The organism is Pseudomonas sp. NPDC089406 (assembly GCF_044900265.1).
Lineage (GTDB): Bacteria > Pseudomonadota > Gammaproteobacteria > Pseudomonadales > Pseudomonadaceae > Aquipseudomonas > Aquipseudomonas fakonensis.
Genome location: NZ_JBJDNC010000040.1, coordinates 1 through 14,712 on the forward strand (window position 1 = coordinate 1; position 14,712 = coordinate 14,712).

A 14,712-nucleotide genomic window follows, 5' to 3' on the forward strand; every position below is an offset into this window, starting at 1 on the left:
TGACCGTATCAAGCTGAGGCTTAATGGCCTGAGCCCTGTTGAGTACAGGACTCAGGCTGCTGCCTAGAGCTGTCCAACTTTTTGGGGGCAGTCCAGGATTGCGCAAAAGCTCAAGCAAGCGCAGCACCTGTGGGAGCAACTGCCTTGTGCTGCCTGAACCGGCCTCATCGCCGGCAAGCCGGCTCTCATAGAACAAACTACAACTCATTGATTTAGCAGGGGCCCGTGGGAGCGGGCTTGCCCGCGAACACCGGCGAAGCCGGTGCCAGACACCGCGTCGCCTGCTTCGCGGGCAAGCCCGCTCCCACAGGTACCGCGGCGGGCTCGTGCCCAGTTCTCTGCGCGACAGCGCAGCCCGAAGGGCTGGGTGATCTCCTACAGGTACGGCACTGGCCTGAAGCTTATGCAGGCCCTGTGGGAGCGGCTTTAGCCGCGAAGCAAGCAACGCGATATATGGCACCGGCTTTGCCGGTGTTCGCGGTGGTCCGGCACTCCGGTGAACCCGCTCCCACAGAACAACGCAGGTTTGCGGCCTGCGCGTTACCTGTGGGAGCGGGCTTGCCCGCGAAGAGGCCGGCAGCCCTACCCTTTGCGCCAAGCCTTGCGCAAGCGCATCAACGCCTCGGCAATCTGCCCCTCCGGCACCGCCGCAAACCCCAGCACCAGCCCCGCCCTTTCATCCACAGGCACCTCGCTGTCCGGCAACCAGTAACCGCTCAACGGGTTGACCTCCACCCCAGCCGCCTCAGCCCGCGCCACCAGCTCCTGCTCCCGGGCAAAGTTATCCACAGCCACCTTTACATGCAGCCCCGCCGCCACCTCCGGCATTGCCCCCAGCCCGGCAACCTCCGCAGGCCACCCGGCCTTGAGCACGTTGCGCCGGCTCAGCGCGGCTTTACGCATACGCCGGATATGCCGTTGGAAGTGCCCTTGGGCCATGAACTCGGCCATCACGCACTGGGTGCTCACCTCTGAATGGCGCACCGTCAAAGCACGGCCCTGGCTGAAGGCCTGCACCAGGCGCCGCGGCAACACCAGGTAGCCCAGGCGCAAGGCGGGGAAGGCAACCTTGCCGAAAGTGCCGACGTACAACACCCGGCCCTGGCGGTCCAACGCGGCCAGCGGCGCCAGTGGCGCGCCGCTGTAGCGGTACTCGCCGTCGTAGTCGTCCTCGATCACCCAGCCCTCCTGGCGCTCGGCCCAGGCCAGCAGCGCCAGGCGCCGGGCCAGGCTCATGGTCACCCCGGTGGGGTACTGGTGCGCCGGGGTGACGTAGGCCACCCGGCAGTCGCTCAACCCGGCCAGCCGCGCGCAATCCATGCCCTCGTCGTCCACCAGTACGCCGCGCAGCTGGGCACCGGCCATGGCGAAGGCATTGCCGGCCGCGCGGTAGCCAGGGTTTTCCACAGCCACACCGTCACCGGGCTGTAACAGCAGCTGTGCACAAAGGCTGATGGCCTGCTGTGCGCCACTGGTGATCACAATTTGTTCAGCGCTGCAAGTCAGGCCGCGGGAGCGGCGCAGGTAGGTGGCGATCAATTCACGCAGGGGCAACTCCCCTGCCGGGTCACCGTAGCCAAGCAGCGCAGCATCGGGGTTTCGCCAGAAACCCGCTTGCAGCTTGGCCCACACGTCGAAAGGGAACAGATCGAAGGCCGGCACTCCCACCCGAAATGCGCGTGGCGCGCCCGTGCGAGGCAGCGGTAAGTGATGGTTTTTCAGGCGCTGCAAAGGCTCGCTGGAGGCCTCTGAACTGGATGAATCCTCAGTATCAGAAGCCTGAAATGTGGATAACTCTGTTGATAACCCACGGGATAACCCTGTGGATAGTTGTGTGGATAGTTTTGGTAGCTGGCTTACATAAGTGCCGTCGCCCACCCGGCTTTCGATGAAGCCTTCGGCGTACAGCTGGTCGTAGGCACGCACCACGCTGTTGCGCGACAAACCCAGCACCAACGCCAGGTCACGGGTGGCCGGCAGCCGTGTGCCGCTGCCCAGGCGGCCATCCAGTACCCGCGCGCGCAACGCCTGATACAGCTGCTGGCTGAGGCCACGGCGGCGGTCGAGGGTGATACCGGCCGGGTCGAAGGGCAACGCGTGGGTGTGCTCGCTCATGGCATTGGACCTATGAAAACAGTCATGAATGGCTCTTACACAGAGCCAATAGCCTGCCTAGGATGGAGCCACAGCACAAGGAACACCGGCATGTACAACAGCAAACCCCATCAGGAACACAACGTTGAAGCGTTGCACCGGCACATGCTCGACACCCGCCTGGCCATGCTGGTCAGCCATGGCGAGCAGGGCCTGCTGGCCACCCACCTGCCGGTGCTGGTAGCCACCGACGAAGGCGAATTCGGCACCGTTTACGCCCACCTGGCCCGGGCCAACCGCCAGTGGCAGGACCTGGAGCGCGGCGCCGAGGCGCTGCTGGTATTCCCCGGCGCCGACGCCTACGTCAGCCCAGGCTTCTACCCGAGCAAGGCCGACAACCCCCAGGTGGTGCCCACCTGGAACTACACCGCCGTGCACGCCTACGGGCCGGCCGAGGTCATCCACGAAGCAGCGCCGCTGCTGGACATCGTCAGCCGCCTGACCGAGCGCCACGAACAGGGCCGCGACAAACCCTGGCAAGTCGCCGACGCGCCAGCGGATTACCTCGAAGGCATGCTGCGCGCCATCGTCGGCGTCCGCCTGCCCATCGCCCGCCTGCAAGGCGCGCGCAAGCTCAGCCAGAACCGCTCGGCGCAGGATATTGCCGGCGTGCGTGAGGGCCTGGCCGCCAGCCCCGATTACCTCGACAACCAACTGGCGGCGCAAATGCGCCACCTCTGAAGGAACAAGCCCATGCCCAACATCACCCTGCGCCCCGTCAGCGCCGAAGACCACGCCGCCTGGCTTGCCCTGTGGCAGGCCTACCTGCGCTTCTACCAGACCGAACTGGCCGAAGCCGTCAGCCTCAGCACCTGGCAACGCCTGCTCGACCCGAACGAGCCCACTCACTCGACCCTGGCCTGGGTCGATGGCCAGGCGGTGGGCATGGTCAACTTCATCTACCATCGTTCCAACTGGAGCATCGAGAATTCCTGTTACCTGCAGGACCTGTATGTGAACAGCGAGGTACGTGGCCTGGGCATCGGCCGCCAGCTGATCGAGCACGTGTACGCCACGGCCAAGGCTGACGGCTGCATCAAGGTGCACTGGCTGACCCACGAGACCAACGCCACCGCCATCAGCCTGTATGAGCAGGTTGCCGAGCGCCCCGGCTTCATTCAATTTCGCAAAGGGTTGTAAGGCACATGACTGAAGCACTGAACTGGAAGCCGGCCGGCACGCCCGATGCCGAGCCCCTCGACGGGCGTTTCATCCGCCTGGAAAAACTCGACCCGGCGCGCCATGGCGACGACCTCTGGGAGGTGTTGCAAGGCCGGGGCTGCGACCCGCTGTTGTGGGACTACCTGCCCTATGGCCCGTTCAGCGAGCGCGCAAGCTTCGACCGCTGGCTCGAAGGCAACGCAGCCGGGCGCGACCCGCTGTTTTACAGCGTCATCGACCGCACCAGCGGCCAGGTGCAAGGCATTCTCAGCTACATGTCGATCGTGCCCGAGCAGGGCCGCTTCGAAATCGGCCACATCGCCTTTGGCGCGGCCATGCAGCGCACCCCGAAAGGCACCGAGGCCGTGTACCTGCTGGGCAAGCTGGGCTTCGAGCTGGGCAACCGCCGCCTTGAGTGGAAGTGCAATGACGCCAACGCCCGCTCCAAGCGCGCTGCCGAGCGCTTCGGTTTCGCCTTTGAAGGGGTGTTCCGCCAGCACATGGTGGTGAAGGACCGTAACCGCGACACCGCCTGGTATTCGATCACCGATGGCGAGTGGCCGGCGGTGGCAGCGGGGTTCGAGCGCTGGTTGAGTGATGCAAACCAACAGCCAGAAGGTCAGATAGAGACGCTCGAGGCATGCCGCAAAGGCTGAACGATTTGCTGGAACTTCCGGCCTCTTCGCGGGCAAGCCCGCTCCCACAGGTACCGCGCTGCTCTCAGGCTTGGCGCGATCCCTGTGGGAGCGGGCTTGCCCGCGAAGAGGCCGGAAAATCCAACACAAAAAAAAGGGGAGCATTCGCTCCCCAGAGGTTAACCGCTTGCAGATGAGGGCCTGCTAATCAGCCCTCGATCTCGATCAGGATCTCGCCCGGGGTGACCCGGTCGCCCTTGGCCACGTGGATGGCCACGACCTTGCCGGCGATGGCCGCCTGCACCTCGGTCTCCATCTTCATGGCTTCGGTGATCAGCACCGCCTGGCCGGCCTTGACCACATCGCCTTCCTTGACCAGCACATCGACGATGTTGCCCGGCATGGTGGTGCTGACGTGACCCGGCGCGCTGGCTTGCTTGCGCTTGCTGCTGCCGCCGCCGACGAACTCGTTGAGCGGCTCGAAGACCACTTCTTCCGGCATGCCGTCGATGGACAGGTAGAAGTGGCGCTTGCCTTCGGCCTTGACGCCCACGCCGGTGATGTCGACGCGGTAGGTTTCGCCGTGCACGTCGATGACGAACTCGGTCGGCACGCCTTCACCACCGGCCGAGGCCACGGCGCCGGCTTCCGGGATCGGCAGCAGGGCTTCGGGGGCCAGGGTGCCGGCTTCACGCTCTTCGAGGAACTTGCGCCCGATGTCCGGGAACATGGCGAAGGTCAGCACGTCTTCTTCACTGCGCGCCAGGGCGCCGATGTCGGCACGCAGCTTGGCCATTTCCGGCTTGAGCAGGTCGGCCGGGCGCACGTCGATCAGCTCTTCGCTGCCGATGGCCTGGCGGCGCAGTTGCTCGTTGACCACGCCCGGGGCCTTGCCGTAGCCGCCTTGCAGGTACAGCTTCACCTCGTTGGTGATGGTCTTGTAGCGCTCGCCGGCCAGCACGTTGAAGAACGCCTGGGTGCCGACGATCTGCGAGGTGGGGGTTACCAGCGGCGGGAAGCCGAGGTCTTCACGTACCCGCGGGATCTCCGCCAGCACTTCGTTCATGCGGTTGAGCGCGCCTTGCTCCTTGAGCTGGTTGGCCAGGTTGGAAATCATCCCGCCCGGCACCTGGTTGACCTGCACGCGGGTATCCACGGCGGTGAACTCGCTCTCGAACTGGTGGTACTTCTTGCGCACGGCGTAGAAGTACAGGCCGATCTCCTGCAGCAGCTGCAGGTCCAGGCCGGTGTCGAACTCGCTGCCCTTGAGCGCGGCGACCATCGACTCGGTGCCCGGGTGGCTGGTGCCCCAGGCAAAGCTGGAGATGGCGGTGTCGATGTGGTCGGCACCGTTTTCCACAGCCTTGAGCTGGCACATGGCAGCCAGGCCGGCGGTGTCGTGGGAGTGAATGAACACCGGCAGCGACTGCTCGGCCTTCAGCGCCCGTACCAGCTCGCCGGTGGCGAACGGGGTCAGCAGGCCGGCCATGTCCTTGATCGCGATCGAGTCGCAGCCCATGGCTTCCATCTGCTTGGCCTGGGCGACGAAGGCGTCGATGGTGTGCACGGGGCTGACGGTGTAGGCGATGGTGCCCTGGGCGTGCTTGCCGGCGGCTTTCACCGCCTCGATGGCCACGCGCAGGTTACGCACGTCGTTCATGGCGTCGAAGATGCGGAACACGTCGATGCCGTTGACCGCGGCCTTGGCGACGAAAGCCTTGACCACGTCGTCGCTGTAATGGCGGTAGCCCAGCAGGTTCTGACCGCGCAGGAGCATCTGCAGGCGGGTGTTGGGCAGTGCGTTGCGCAGCTTGCGCAGGCGCTCCCACGGGTCTTCCTTCAAGAAGCGCACGCAGGCGTCGAAGGTGGCGCCGCCCCAGACTTCCAGCGACCAGTAGCCCACCTGGTCGAGCTTGTCGCAGATCGGCAGCATGTCTTCGGTGCGCATGCGGGTGGCCAGCAGGGACTGGTGGGCGTCGCGCAGGATCGTGTCGGTAACAAAGATTTTCTTGGACATTATTCGGTTCCTCACAGGCCTGCGTGGGCGGCGATGGCGGCGGCGATGGCCAGGGCCAGCTCTTCGGGTTTGCGCTTGATCGAGTAGTTGGTCAGTTCGGGGTGGCTTTCGACGAAGCTGGTGTTGAACTGGCCGCTACGGAATTCCGGATTGCGCAGGATTTCCTGGTAGTACGCGGCGGTGGTCTTCACCCCTTGCACGCGCATGTCGTCCAGGGCCCGCAGGCCGCGGTCCATGGCTTCTTCCCAGGTCAGCGCCCAGACCACCAGCTTCAGGCACATGGAGTCGTAGAACGGTGGGATGGTGTAGCCGGTGTAGATCGCCGTGTCGGTGCGCACGCCCGGGCCGCCCGGGGCGTAGTAACGGGTGATCTTGCCGAAGCTGGGCAGGAAGTTGTTCTTCGGGTCTTCGGCGTTGATACGAAACTGCAGGGCGAAGCCGCGGTGCTGGATGTCTTCCTGCTTGATCGACAGCGGCAGGCCCGAAGCGATGCGGATCTGCTCGCGGACGATATCGATGCCGGTGATCTCTTCGGTGATGGTGTGTTCCACCTGCACCCGGGTGTTCATCTCCATGAAGTACACCTCGCCATCGGCGAGCAGAAACTCCACGGTACCGGCGTTCTCGTAGTCCACCGCCTTGGCTGCGCGTACGGCCAGGTCGCCGATGTAGGCGCGCTGCTCGGGGGTCAACTGCGGGCTTGGGGCAATCTCGATGAGCTTCTGGTTGCGGCGCTGGATCGAGCAGTCACGCTCGAACAGGTGCACCACGTTGCCGAAGCTGTCACCGAGGATCTGCGCCTCGATGTGCTTGGGGTTGACGATGCACTTTTCCAGGAACACTTCGGCCGAACCAAAGGCCTTGGTAGCTTCGGAGATGACCCGCGGGAAGTTCTGTTCCAGTTCCTCACGGCTGTTGCAGCGGCGGATACCACGCCCGCCACCCCCGGAGGTGGCCTTGAGCATCACCGGGTAACCGATGCGCTCGCCCTCGCTCAGGGCTTCGTGAATGTCGGCAACGTTGCCTTCGGTGCCGGGGGTAACCGGTACACCGGCCGCGATCATGGTGCGGCGGGCCTCGGTCTTGTCGCCCATGCGGCGAATCACGTCGGCGGCCGGGCCGATGAACTTGATCCCGCGCTCGGCGCAGATTTCTGCCAGTTCAGCGTTTTCCGACAGGAAACCGTAACCCGGGTGCAGGGCGTCACAGCCGGTTTCCACAGCAAGGTTCACCAGCTTGCGCGGGTTCAGGTAGCCGGCCAGGGGCTCGGCACCGATGCTGTAGGCCTCGTCGGCGCGCTTGACGTGCAAGGCGTGCCGGTCGGCGTCGGAATAGATCGCAACAGAGCGAATGCCCATCTCGGCGCAGGCCCGCACGATTCGGACTGCGATTTCACCCCGGTTGGCGATCAGGATTTTTTTTATCACTGGATTCTTCCCAAAGCCGTAGGAACAGACGATCCGGTTCTACCGGTCGGCGCGTGACCAGACGTTGCTGGCCAGTCGCACAGTCACCCTAGCGCTGAAGGTCGATAAACAAAAATCAATATTTGTTAGAGGCTGCATAAGCAAAAGCTTATAGTTGAGTAACAAGGTATTGCCGATGGCGGGATAAAAATGCGTAAGTCATTGATGCGTATGACTTTGCGTCAATTGCAGGTGTTCAACGAGGTGTGCGATTTGCGCTCCTACAGCCGGGCGGCCGAAGAGATGGCGCTGACGCAACCCGCCGTAAGTCTACAGATCCGCCAGCTCGAGGAGCTGGTGGGCCAGCCGCTGTTCGAGTACGTCGGCAAGAAGCTCTACCTGACCGAAGCCGCCGAAGCGCTGCAGCGCGCCAGCCGGGATATCTTCGGGCGCCTGGAGAACCTCGACATGCAGCTGTCGGACATGCAGGGCTCACTGCAGGGGCAGTTGAAACTGGCGATCGAGTCCAGCGCCAAGTACTTCGTGCCACACCTGTTCGCCGCCTTCAAGCAGCGTCACCCGGAGGTCAACCTCACGCTCACCGTGGTCAACCGCGCCCAGGCGATCCGGCGCCTTTCCGACAACCGCGACGACCTTACGGTGATGTCGATGGTGCCCCAGGACATGGGCCTGGAGTTCTTGCCGTTTCTGAACAACCCGATCGTCGCCGTGGCGCCGCCCGAGCACCCGCTGTGCAAGCTCGATAAGTTGCGCCTGCAAGACCTGGAGCCTCATACGCTGCTGGTACGCGAGCAAGGTTCGGGCACGCGCAAGGCCTGCGAGGAGTTCTTCAAGGACAAGCGCGTGCACTTCACCCAGACGCTGGAGGTGGCCTCCACCGATTCGCAGCGTGAGTGCGTGGTGGCCGGCCTTGGCATCGCCCTGCTGACCCGCCACGCGGTCAACCTGGAGCTGGCCACCGGCGTGCTCAAAGAGCTGCCGGTGGAGGAGCTGCCGCTGTACCGCAGCTGGTGCCTGGTGCAGTCCAGGAGCAAGCGCCAGTCACCGGTGGCCCTGGCCTTCCAGGCGTTCATCCGCGGCGAACGTGCGCAGATCAGCGGGCTTGGGGAGCGTTTCTCGGGGAAGTTGCCGCCGACACCTGCCACACCGTGACCGCTTGCAGGTCGGGGTAGTCGGCGAGTTCGCGCAGCAGCTGGCGCTGGTCGCAGTAGCTTTCGATGGCGCGGCGAAACTCCATGCGGCGCTGGTCCTTTTCCTGCTGCTTGCGAGCCTTGGCGTTAGGTTGGTACGAACCGTCGTGATCGTGAGCCATTGCCTGTCTCCCAGATAGGATGCGGGGAGTTTCAGGGTGGCTTCGGCGGTTTACGATTTGGCGGTGGAATGGTGACAGATTGGTGAAGTTTCGCAGCCTTTTCGGGCCCTATCGCCGGCAAGCCGGCTCCTACAGGTGATCTTTGTAGGAGCCGGCTTGCCGGCGATAGGGCCCGAAAAGGCGCTGCAGATCAGTCGTCGGTAGCCTTGATCGACTTGGGCGACAAACGCAGGCTGCGCAAGCTGCGCTTCACGCTCTTCAGATGATTGACCAGGCTCGGCCCGCGGGCCATGGCCACGCCCATGGCCAGCACGTCGATCACCACCAGATGGGCGATACGCGAGGTCAGCGGGGTGTAGATCTCGGTGTCCTCGTGCACGTCGATGGCCAGGTTCACCGTCGACAGCTCCGCCAGCGGGGTTTGGCTGGGGCACAGGGTGATCAGGTTGGCGCCGCTTTCACGCACCAGGTTGGCGGTGATCAGCAGGTCTTTGGAACGACCCGACTGCGAGATGCACACCGCCACGTCGCCAGGCTTCAAGGTGACCGCCGACATGGCCTGCATGTGCGGGTCGGAGTACGCCGCCGCGCTGAGCAGCAGGCGGAAGAACTTGTGCTGGGCGTCGGCAGCCACCGCACCCGAGGCACCAAAGCCGTAGAACTCCACGCGCTGCGCCTGGGACATGGCGCTCACCGCCTGCTGCAACGCCAACGGGTCGAGGTGCTCGCGCACCTCCATCAGGGTGTGCAGGGTGGTGTCGAAGATCTTCAGGCTGTAGTCGGCGACCGAGTCGTCTTCATGGATGGCGAACTGGCCGAAACTGGCGCCTGCGGCCAGGCTCTGCGCCAGCTTGAGCTTGAGGTCCTGAAAGCCCGAACAGCCGATCGCCCGGCAAAAACGCACGATGGTCGGCTCGCTGATACCGACGTTGTGCGCAAGGTCCGCCATCGAACTGTGCATGACCGCAGCCGGGTCCAGCAGCACGTGGTCGGCTACTTTCAATTCCGATTTGCGCAGCAGGTGGCGCGATTGGGCGATATGTTGCAACAGATTCACAGGCTGGACTCGGTTATGATCGGCTGGCCGGGATGTAGCTTTCTTGTAGTTATACTACATGCTTGCCAACCCGCCCAGTTAAACGAACGTGGAGAGTGGCGGTTTGACTATTCCTTGCGACATTCTGGTCTTCGGCGGCACGGGCGACCTGGCCCTGCACAAGCTGCTGCCGGCGCTGTACCACCTGTATCGCGAGGACCGCCTGCACAACGCTGTGCGGATCATCTCCCTGGCCCGCCGGCCGTTGCCGCGCAACGACTACGTCAGGCTTGCCGAGCGCCACTGCCGGGCGCAGATCGCCCGTCAGGACTTCGACGAAGAAGTGTGGCAACGCTTTTCGGCGCGACTCGACTACTTCCCCATGGACGCCTCGCAAAGTGGCGATTTCGGCCGCCTGGCGCGCTATCTGGGCGAGCCTGGAGGGCTGACGCGCATCTACTACTTGGCCACCGCGCCTACGCTTTTCGTGCCCATCGCCAACCACCTGCGCATTGCCGGGCTGGTCGACAGCGAGGCGCGTATCGTGCTTGAAAAGCCCATCGGCCATTCGCTGGAGTCGGCCACTGCCATCAACGAGGCGATCGGCGCGGTGTTCGATGAGCCCCAGGTGTTTCGCATCGACCATTACCTGGGCAAGGAGACCGTGCAGAACCTCATGGCCCTGCGCTTCGCCAACGCTTTGCTCGAGCCGGTATGGCGCAACAGCCAGGTAGACCATGTGCAGATCAGCGTCTGCGAAACCCTGGGCGTGGAAAACCGCGGCGGCTACTACGACCGCGCCGGCGCCACCCGCGACATGCTGCAGAACCACCTGCTGCAGCTGCTGTGCCTGGTGGCCATGGAGCCGCCGGCGCAGTTCGAGGCCGAGGCGGTGCGCGATGAAAAGGTCAAGATCCTGCGCGCGCTCAAACCCATCACCGGCCAGGACGTGCAGGACAAGACCGTGCGCGGCCAGTACCACGCAGGCAAGATCGGCGGCCAGGAAGTGCCGGCCTACTACTTCGAAAAAGACGTCGACAACGACAGCGACACCGAGACCTTCGTCGCTGTGCAGGCACACATCGACAACTGGCGCTGGGCCGGCGTGCCGTTCTACCTGCGCACCGGCAAGCGCATGGCGCGGCGCTCCTCGCAGATCGTCATCCAGTTCAAGCCGGTGCCCCATGAGCTGTTCAACGGCGGCCAGGTCAACCAGTTGCTGATCCAGCTGCAACCGGACGAGCACATCAGCCTGCGCATGATGACCAAGAGCCCCGGCAAGGGCATGCGCCTGGCCCCTGTGGAGCTGGACCTGAACCTGGCCCAGGCATTCGCCCAGACCCGCCGCTGGGAGGCCTACGAGCGCCTGTTGCTGGATGTACTGGAGGGTGACTCGACGCTGTTCATGCGCCGCGACGAGGTCGAGGCGGCCTGGGCCTGGATCGACCCGATCGTGCAGGGCTGGGAGGAGCACTTCCAGGCGCCGCGCCCTTACCCCGCCGGCAGCAACGGGCCCGAGCAGGCCAACAGCCTGCTCGCCCACCAGGGTAGAAAGTGGCATGGCTGAAAGGCTTCATGCTGCCTTGGATGGCGCCAGCACCTGAAGCTAGCCCCTGTAGCGGCGCATTCCGCGCCGCACTCAGGAGACTTTCAACATGACCATCGAAACCAAAGGCTGGGTCGCCCAGAACGACAAGATGCCGGGCAACGCCTGTTTTCGCGTATACGGCACGGTGTGTGTAGCCCACCCGGGCATCGAACCTGTGCTGAGCATGCCCGGCCTGCAGGACCGGTCTTTCAACCTGCGGCTGGAACTCAAGCTGCAGGAGCAGGACGGCATCTACCCACAGGTGGTAACCGAAAAAGTTGTGGCGTTCCAGATGCCGGGCGATCACAGCAATATCCCCAAGGTGGAGATCATCCACGACCGTAAGCTGATCACCAGCATCACCGACATCATCGACACCTACTGACCGGCCTGAGGCGCCCGCCGCTCAGCCGTTCAGGTAACTCGGCGGCCGCTGCAACAAGGCCTCGAATGCGGCAGGGTCCACCGGACGACTGATCAGGTAGCCCTGCACCTCATCGCAGCCATGCTCGCGCAGGAACGCCAGTTGCTCCGGGGTTTCCACCCCTTCGGCCACCACCTGCAGGCGCAGGCTCTTGGCCATGGCGATGATCGCCCGGGTGATCGCCGCGTCCTGGCTACCCTCGAGCAGGCCACGGATGAACGCCTGGTCGATCTTCACGTAGTCCACCGGGAAGCGCTTGAGGTAGCTGAGCGACGAATAGCCGGTGCCGAAATCGTCGATGGCCAGCTTCACCCCCAGCGCATGCAACTGCTCGAAGGTGGCGATGATGTGCTCGACACTGTCGAGCAACTGGCTCTCGGTCAGTTCCAGCTCCAGCAGGTGCGCCGGCAGGCCGGACTCCCCCAGCACCTGGCGCACCAGGCTGACCAGCTTGCCCTGGCGCAGCTGGTACACCGACAGGTTGACCGACACGCGAATCTCCAGCCCCTGGCGCCGCCACTGGCAGGCCTGCCAGCACGCCTGGCGCAACACGAACTCGCCCATGGGCGCAATCAGCCCGGTTTCTTCCGCCAGCCCGATGAACTCCCCCGGCGGCACCATGCCCAGCTCCGGGTGCTGCCAGCGCACCAGCGCCTCGGCGGCATGCAGCTGGCCGGTGCGCAGGCACAGCTTGGGCTGGTAGTAGACCAGCAACTGCCCCTCGTCGATGGCCTTGCGCAACTGGTTCTCCAGTTGCAGCCGCTCCAGGGTGCTGGCGCGCAGGCTCTCGGTGTAGAACTGGAAGTTGTCGCCACCCAGGTGCTTGGCGTGCTGCTTGGCCATGTCGGCCTGGCTGACCAGCGCGTTCAGGTCGAAGTTGCCGTCAGCCAGCAGGCTGATGCCCACCGAAGCGCTGATCACCACTTCGTGGCTACCGAGGCGCTGCGGCACCCGCAGTTTGTCGAGCAGGCGCGTGGTGACCCGCACCAGGCTGGACAGGTTGGTGTAGCCGTCGAACAGGATGGCGAACTCGTCGCCCGACAGCCGCGCCACGGTGTCGGCCTCGGGCACGGCGTTGGCGATGCGCTGGGCCATCTTCTTCAGCAACTGGTCGGCCAGTTCGTGGCCAAGGCTTTCGTTGAGCAGCTTGAAGCGGTCCAGGTCGACATGCAGCAACGCCAGGCTGCGCCCGTTCAGGCGCATGCGCTGGGCGCCTTCGTGCAGGCGCAGGCGGAACAGCGCGCGGTTGGCCAGCCCGGTGAGGTCGTCGTAATGGGCCAGGTAGCGCAAGCGCTCCTCCGACTCGCGGCGCGCCGACAGGTCGGTATAGAAGCCGACAATGCTGGCGATGCGGCCACGGGCGTCACGCACGCTGTTCAGTTGCAGCCACTGCGGGTACAGCTCGCCGTTCTTGCGCGCCTCGACCAGCTCGCCCTGCCAGCGGCCCTGCTGCTCCAGGGCCTGATCGATGGCCTGGCTGTGGCGGCGGGCGTCGCGGCTGCACGAAAGCTCCAGGGCATTGCGCCCGATCAGTTCGGCGCGACCGTAGCCGGTGACATCGCAGAAGGTCTGGTTGACCGCCAGCAGCTCATAGTCGGCATCCAGAATGGCAATGCCTTCGCTGGCGGCCTCGAACACCGTGGCGGCCAGGCGCTGCTGCTCTTCCTGAAGCTTGCGCGCGGTGATATCGCGGCGGGTGCCGAGCATGCGCAGCACCTTGCCCCCGGCGTCGCGCTCCACGGCCCGGCCGCGGTCCTCGATCCAGCACCAGTGGCCCTGGGCATGGCGCACCCGGTACTCCACCCGGTAATCCTCGGTACGGCCCTTGAGGTGCTCGACCAGGGTGCGGCGCAGCAGCGGCAGGTCGTCGGGGTGCAGGCGCGGCTTGAGGTCGCCACGCACCGAGCGGACCTGCTCGGCATCCAGGCCGAACAGCGCGTGCAACTGCGTGTGGTGCACTTCGTCGCTGGCCAGGTTCCAGTCCCATAACCCCAGCTCACTGGCTTCCAGGGCCAGGGCCAGGCGCTGTTCGCTCTTGCTCAAGGCCTGGTTGGCCAGGTCCAGCTCGTGGCTGCGCTGGGCCACGCGCTGTTCGAGCCCGGCATGGGCCTTGCGCAGCTCTTCTTCGGCCTGACGGCGCTGGCGCACTTCGCCGCTGAGCTGGTGGTTGAGGTCTTCGCCGTGGCGCTGGGCAGTCTGCAGGTGCTCGATCAGTGCCTGGTTCTGGAAGCGCCGCAGCAGGCCGCGCTCGATCAGGCGGTTGACCTGCCAGGCCACCACCATCAACGCCCCCAGCAGGATCAGCCCAAGCCAGCCCCAGCCTCGCTGCTGGCCGGCGTCATAGACGAACAGGAACAGGGTCGGCGGCAGCAGGCAGGGCAAGGCAAAGCTCAGAAAGGCCGGCAGGCTGACCGCATAGGCGACACTGGCCGAGAGCGCCGCCGCCCCCAGCAAGCCGAATACCCAGGCTTGCTGTACGAAGTTATCCACAGGCACCAGAGCGATCGCAGCGCTGGCCAATGTCAGCCCGCTGAACCCCGAGCCGAACAGGAACATGCGCCGCCAGCTGGGCATGGCCTGGCGCAAAGGGGTAGCGGCCTCGAACGCCGCCACCTGGATCACCCGCAGCGCCACCAGCGCCAGCAGCCAGACCATCCACACGCTCACCAGCAAATAGCGCGCAGGGCTCCACAACAGCCAGGCGCAAAGCAGGCCGTTGAGCAGCATGAACAGTGTGGGCAGCAGCGAGCCCTGATAAAGCAGGCGGGTGCGCTCGATCGACAGTTCCGTGGCAAATTGCCTGCGAACGCTACGTAACGCCTGCGGCGATGCTCCGATCGCCCTGCATTCCTGGGTCATATGGCTGGTTTCTTGTTGTGTTCTTGTTATGGCTGACCGCAAATGTGCTGGGAGAATACACAAGCGTCGCCCCGGACCAAACTGCTCTGCGTCATGATT

General features: G+C 64.6%; 13 protein-coding genes. 6 read left to right on the plus strand and 7 right to left on the minus strand.

What is annotated here, in order from left to right; all coding sequences use genetic code 11:
- The coding region (locus ACI2KK_RS23265) for a hypothetical protein (RefSeq protein ID WP_404670787.1) at positions 1 to 196 on the minus strand (196 nt) is incomplete at its 3' end.
- Positions 197 to 582: 386 nt separating this feature from the next.
- On the minus strand, positions 583 to 2,115 hold the full coding sequence (locus tag ACI2KK_RS23270) for a PLP-dependent aminotransferase family protein (protein WP_404670788.1): 1,533 nt from the start codon (positions 2,113 to 2,115) through the stop codon (positions 583 to 585).
- A gap of 90 nt (positions 2,116 to 2,205) precedes the next feature.
- Here ACI2KK_RS23270 and ACI2KK_RS23275 point away from each other — a divergent pair, with 90 nt between their 5' ends.
- The 3 genes from ACI2KK_RS23275 to ACI2KK_RS23285 are packed head-to-tail and all read left to right on the plus strand — an operon-like array spanning position 2,206 to position 3,971.
- On the plus strand, positions 2,206 to 2,835 hold the full coding sequence (locus ACI2KK_RS23275) for an FMN-binding negative transcriptional regulator (protein ID WP_404670789.1): 630 nt from the start codon (positions 2,206 to 2,208) through the stop codon (positions 2,833 to 2,835).
- Between the two features lie 12 nt (positions 2,836 to 2,847).
- On the plus strand, positions 2,848 to 3,294 hold the full coding sequence (locus ACI2KK_RS23280) for a GNAT family N-acetyltransferase (protein ID WP_404670790.1): 447 nt from the start codon (positions 2,848 to 2,850) through the stop codon (positions 3,292 to 3,294).
- A 5-nt stretch (positions 3,295 to 3,299) separates the two neighbouring features.
- Complete coding sequence (locus ACI2KK_RS23285; protein ID WP_404670791.1) at positions 3,300 to 3,971, plus strand: GNAT family N-acetyltransferase; 672 nt, start codon at positions 3,300 to 3,302, stop codon at positions 3,969 to 3,971.
- Positions 3,972 to 4,158: 187 nt separating this feature from the next.
- On the opposite strand, the gene oadA is transcribed toward ACI2KK_RS23285, so the two are convergent.
- Together oadA and ACI2KK_RS23295 are read right to left on the minus strand one after the other, a co-directional pair.
- A complete protein-coding gene (gene oadA, locus ACI2KK_RS23290; RefSeq protein WP_404670792.1) occupies positions 4,159 to 5,967 on the minus strand; it encodes a sodium-extruding oxaloacetate decarboxylase subunit alpha in 1,809 nt (602 codons plus the stop codon).
- An 11-nt stretch (positions 5,968 to 5,978) separates the two neighbouring features.
- On the minus strand, positions 5,979 to 7,394 hold the full coding sequence (locus ACI2KK_RS23295; RefSeq protein WP_217886980.1) for an acetyl-CoA carboxylase biotin carboxylase subunit: 1,416 nt from the start codon (positions 7,392 to 7,394) through the stop codon (positions 5,979 to 5,981).
- A gap of 189 nt (positions 7,395 to 7,583) precedes the next feature.
- On the opposite strand from ACI2KK_RS23295, the gene ACI2KK_RS23300 reads away from it, so the two are divergent.
- Positions 7,584 to 8,546 carry a LysR family transcriptional regulator gene (locus ACI2KK_RS23300; protein WP_404670793.1) on the plus strand — a complete coding sequence of 321 codons (963 nt, stop codon included), beginning with the start codon at positions 7,584 to 7,586 and terminating at the stop codon, positions 8,544 to 8,546.
- Here the strand turns inward: ACI2KK_RS23300 and ACI2KK_RS23305 are convergent.
- Both ACI2KK_RS23305 and hexR read right to left on the minus strand, forming a co-directional pair.
- Positions 8,488 to 8,706, minus strand: coding sequence for a PA3496 family putative envelope integrity protein (locus ACI2KK_RS23305; protein ID WP_369988813.1), 219 nt, complete (start codon positions 8,704 to 8,706; stop codon positions 8,488 to 8,490). The two genes, ACI2KK_RS23300 and ACI2KK_RS23305, sit on opposite strands and share 59 nt — an antisense overlap.
- A 190-nt stretch (positions 8,707 to 8,896) precedes the next feature.
- Positions 8,897 to 9,763 carry a transcriptional regulator HexR gene (gene hexR, locus ACI2KK_RS23310; RefSeq protein WP_217841022.1) on the minus strand — a complete coding sequence of 289 codons (867 nt, stop codon included), beginning with the start codon at positions 9,761 to 9,763 and terminating at the stop codon, positions 8,897 to 8,899.
- Between the two features lie 103 nt (positions 9,764 to 9,866).
- Between hexR and zwf the strand changes: the two genes are divergently transcribed.
- Both zwf and ACI2KK_RS23320 read left to right on the plus strand, forming a co-directional pair.
- Positions 9,867 to 11,309, plus strand: a complete 1,443-nt coding sequence (gene zwf, locus ACI2KK_RS23315; protein WP_404670794.1) for a glucose-6-phosphate dehydrogenase — start codon at positions 9,867 to 9,869, stop codon at positions 11,307 to 11,309.
- A gap of 88 nt (positions 11,310 to 11,397) precedes the next feature.
- Complete coding sequence (locus tag ACI2KK_RS23320; RefSeq protein ID WP_217886977.1) at positions 11,398 to 11,715, plus strand: hypothetical protein; 318 nt, start codon at positions 11,398 to 11,400, stop codon at positions 11,713 to 11,715.
- Between the two features lie 21 nt (positions 11,716 to 11,736).
- On the opposite strand, the gene ACI2KK_RS23325 is transcribed toward ACI2KK_RS23320, so the two are convergent.
- On the minus strand, positions 11,737 to 14,613 hold the full coding sequence (locus ACI2KK_RS23325; protein ID WP_404670795.1) for an EAL domain-containing protein: 2,877 nt from the start codon (positions 14,611 to 14,613) through the stop codon (positions 11,737 to 11,739).
- Between the last annotated feature and the right edge of the window lie 99 nt (positions 14,614 to 14,712).

Excerpts from the sequence above, each read along its gene's own strand:
- ACI2KK_RS23305 (WP_369988813.1), bottom strand. The coding sequence starts at position 8,706 with ATGGCTCACGATCACGACGGTTCGTACCAACCTAACGCCAAGGCTCGC.
- ACI2KK_RS23320 (WP_217886977.1), top strand. The coding sequence starts at position 11,398 with ATGACCATCGAAACCAAAGGCTGGGTCGCCCAGAACGACAAGATGCCG.
- ACI2KK_RS23280 (WP_404670790.1), top strand. The coding sequence starts at position 2,848 with ATGCCCAACATCACCCTGCGCCCCGTCAGCGCCGAAGACCACGCCGCC.
- ACI2KK_RS23270 (WP_404670788.1), bottom strand. The coding sequence starts at position 2,115 with ATGAGCGAGCACACCCACGCGTTGCCCTTCGACCCGGCCGGTATCACC.
- oadA (WP_404670792.1), bottom strand. The coding sequence starts at position 5,967 with ATGTCCAAGAAAATCTTTGTTACCGACACGATCCTGCGCGACGCCCAC.
- ACI2KK_RS23300 (WP_404670793.1), top strand. The coding sequence starts at position 7,584 with ATGCGTAAGTCATTGATGCGTATGACTTTGCGTCAATTGCAGGTGTTC.
- ACI2KK_RS23285 (WP_404670791.1), top strand. The coding sequence starts at position 3,300 with ATGACTGAAGCACTGAACTGGAAGCCGGCCGGCACGCCCGATGCCGAG.
- ACI2KK_RS23275 (WP_404670789.1), top strand. The coding sequence starts at position 2,206 with ATGTACAACAGCAAACCCCATCAGGAACACAACGTTGAAGCGTTGCAC.
- ACI2KK_RS23325 (WP_404670795.1), bottom strand. The coding sequence starts at position 14,613 with ATGACCCAGGAATGCAGGGCGATCGGAGCATCGCCGCAGGCGTTACGT.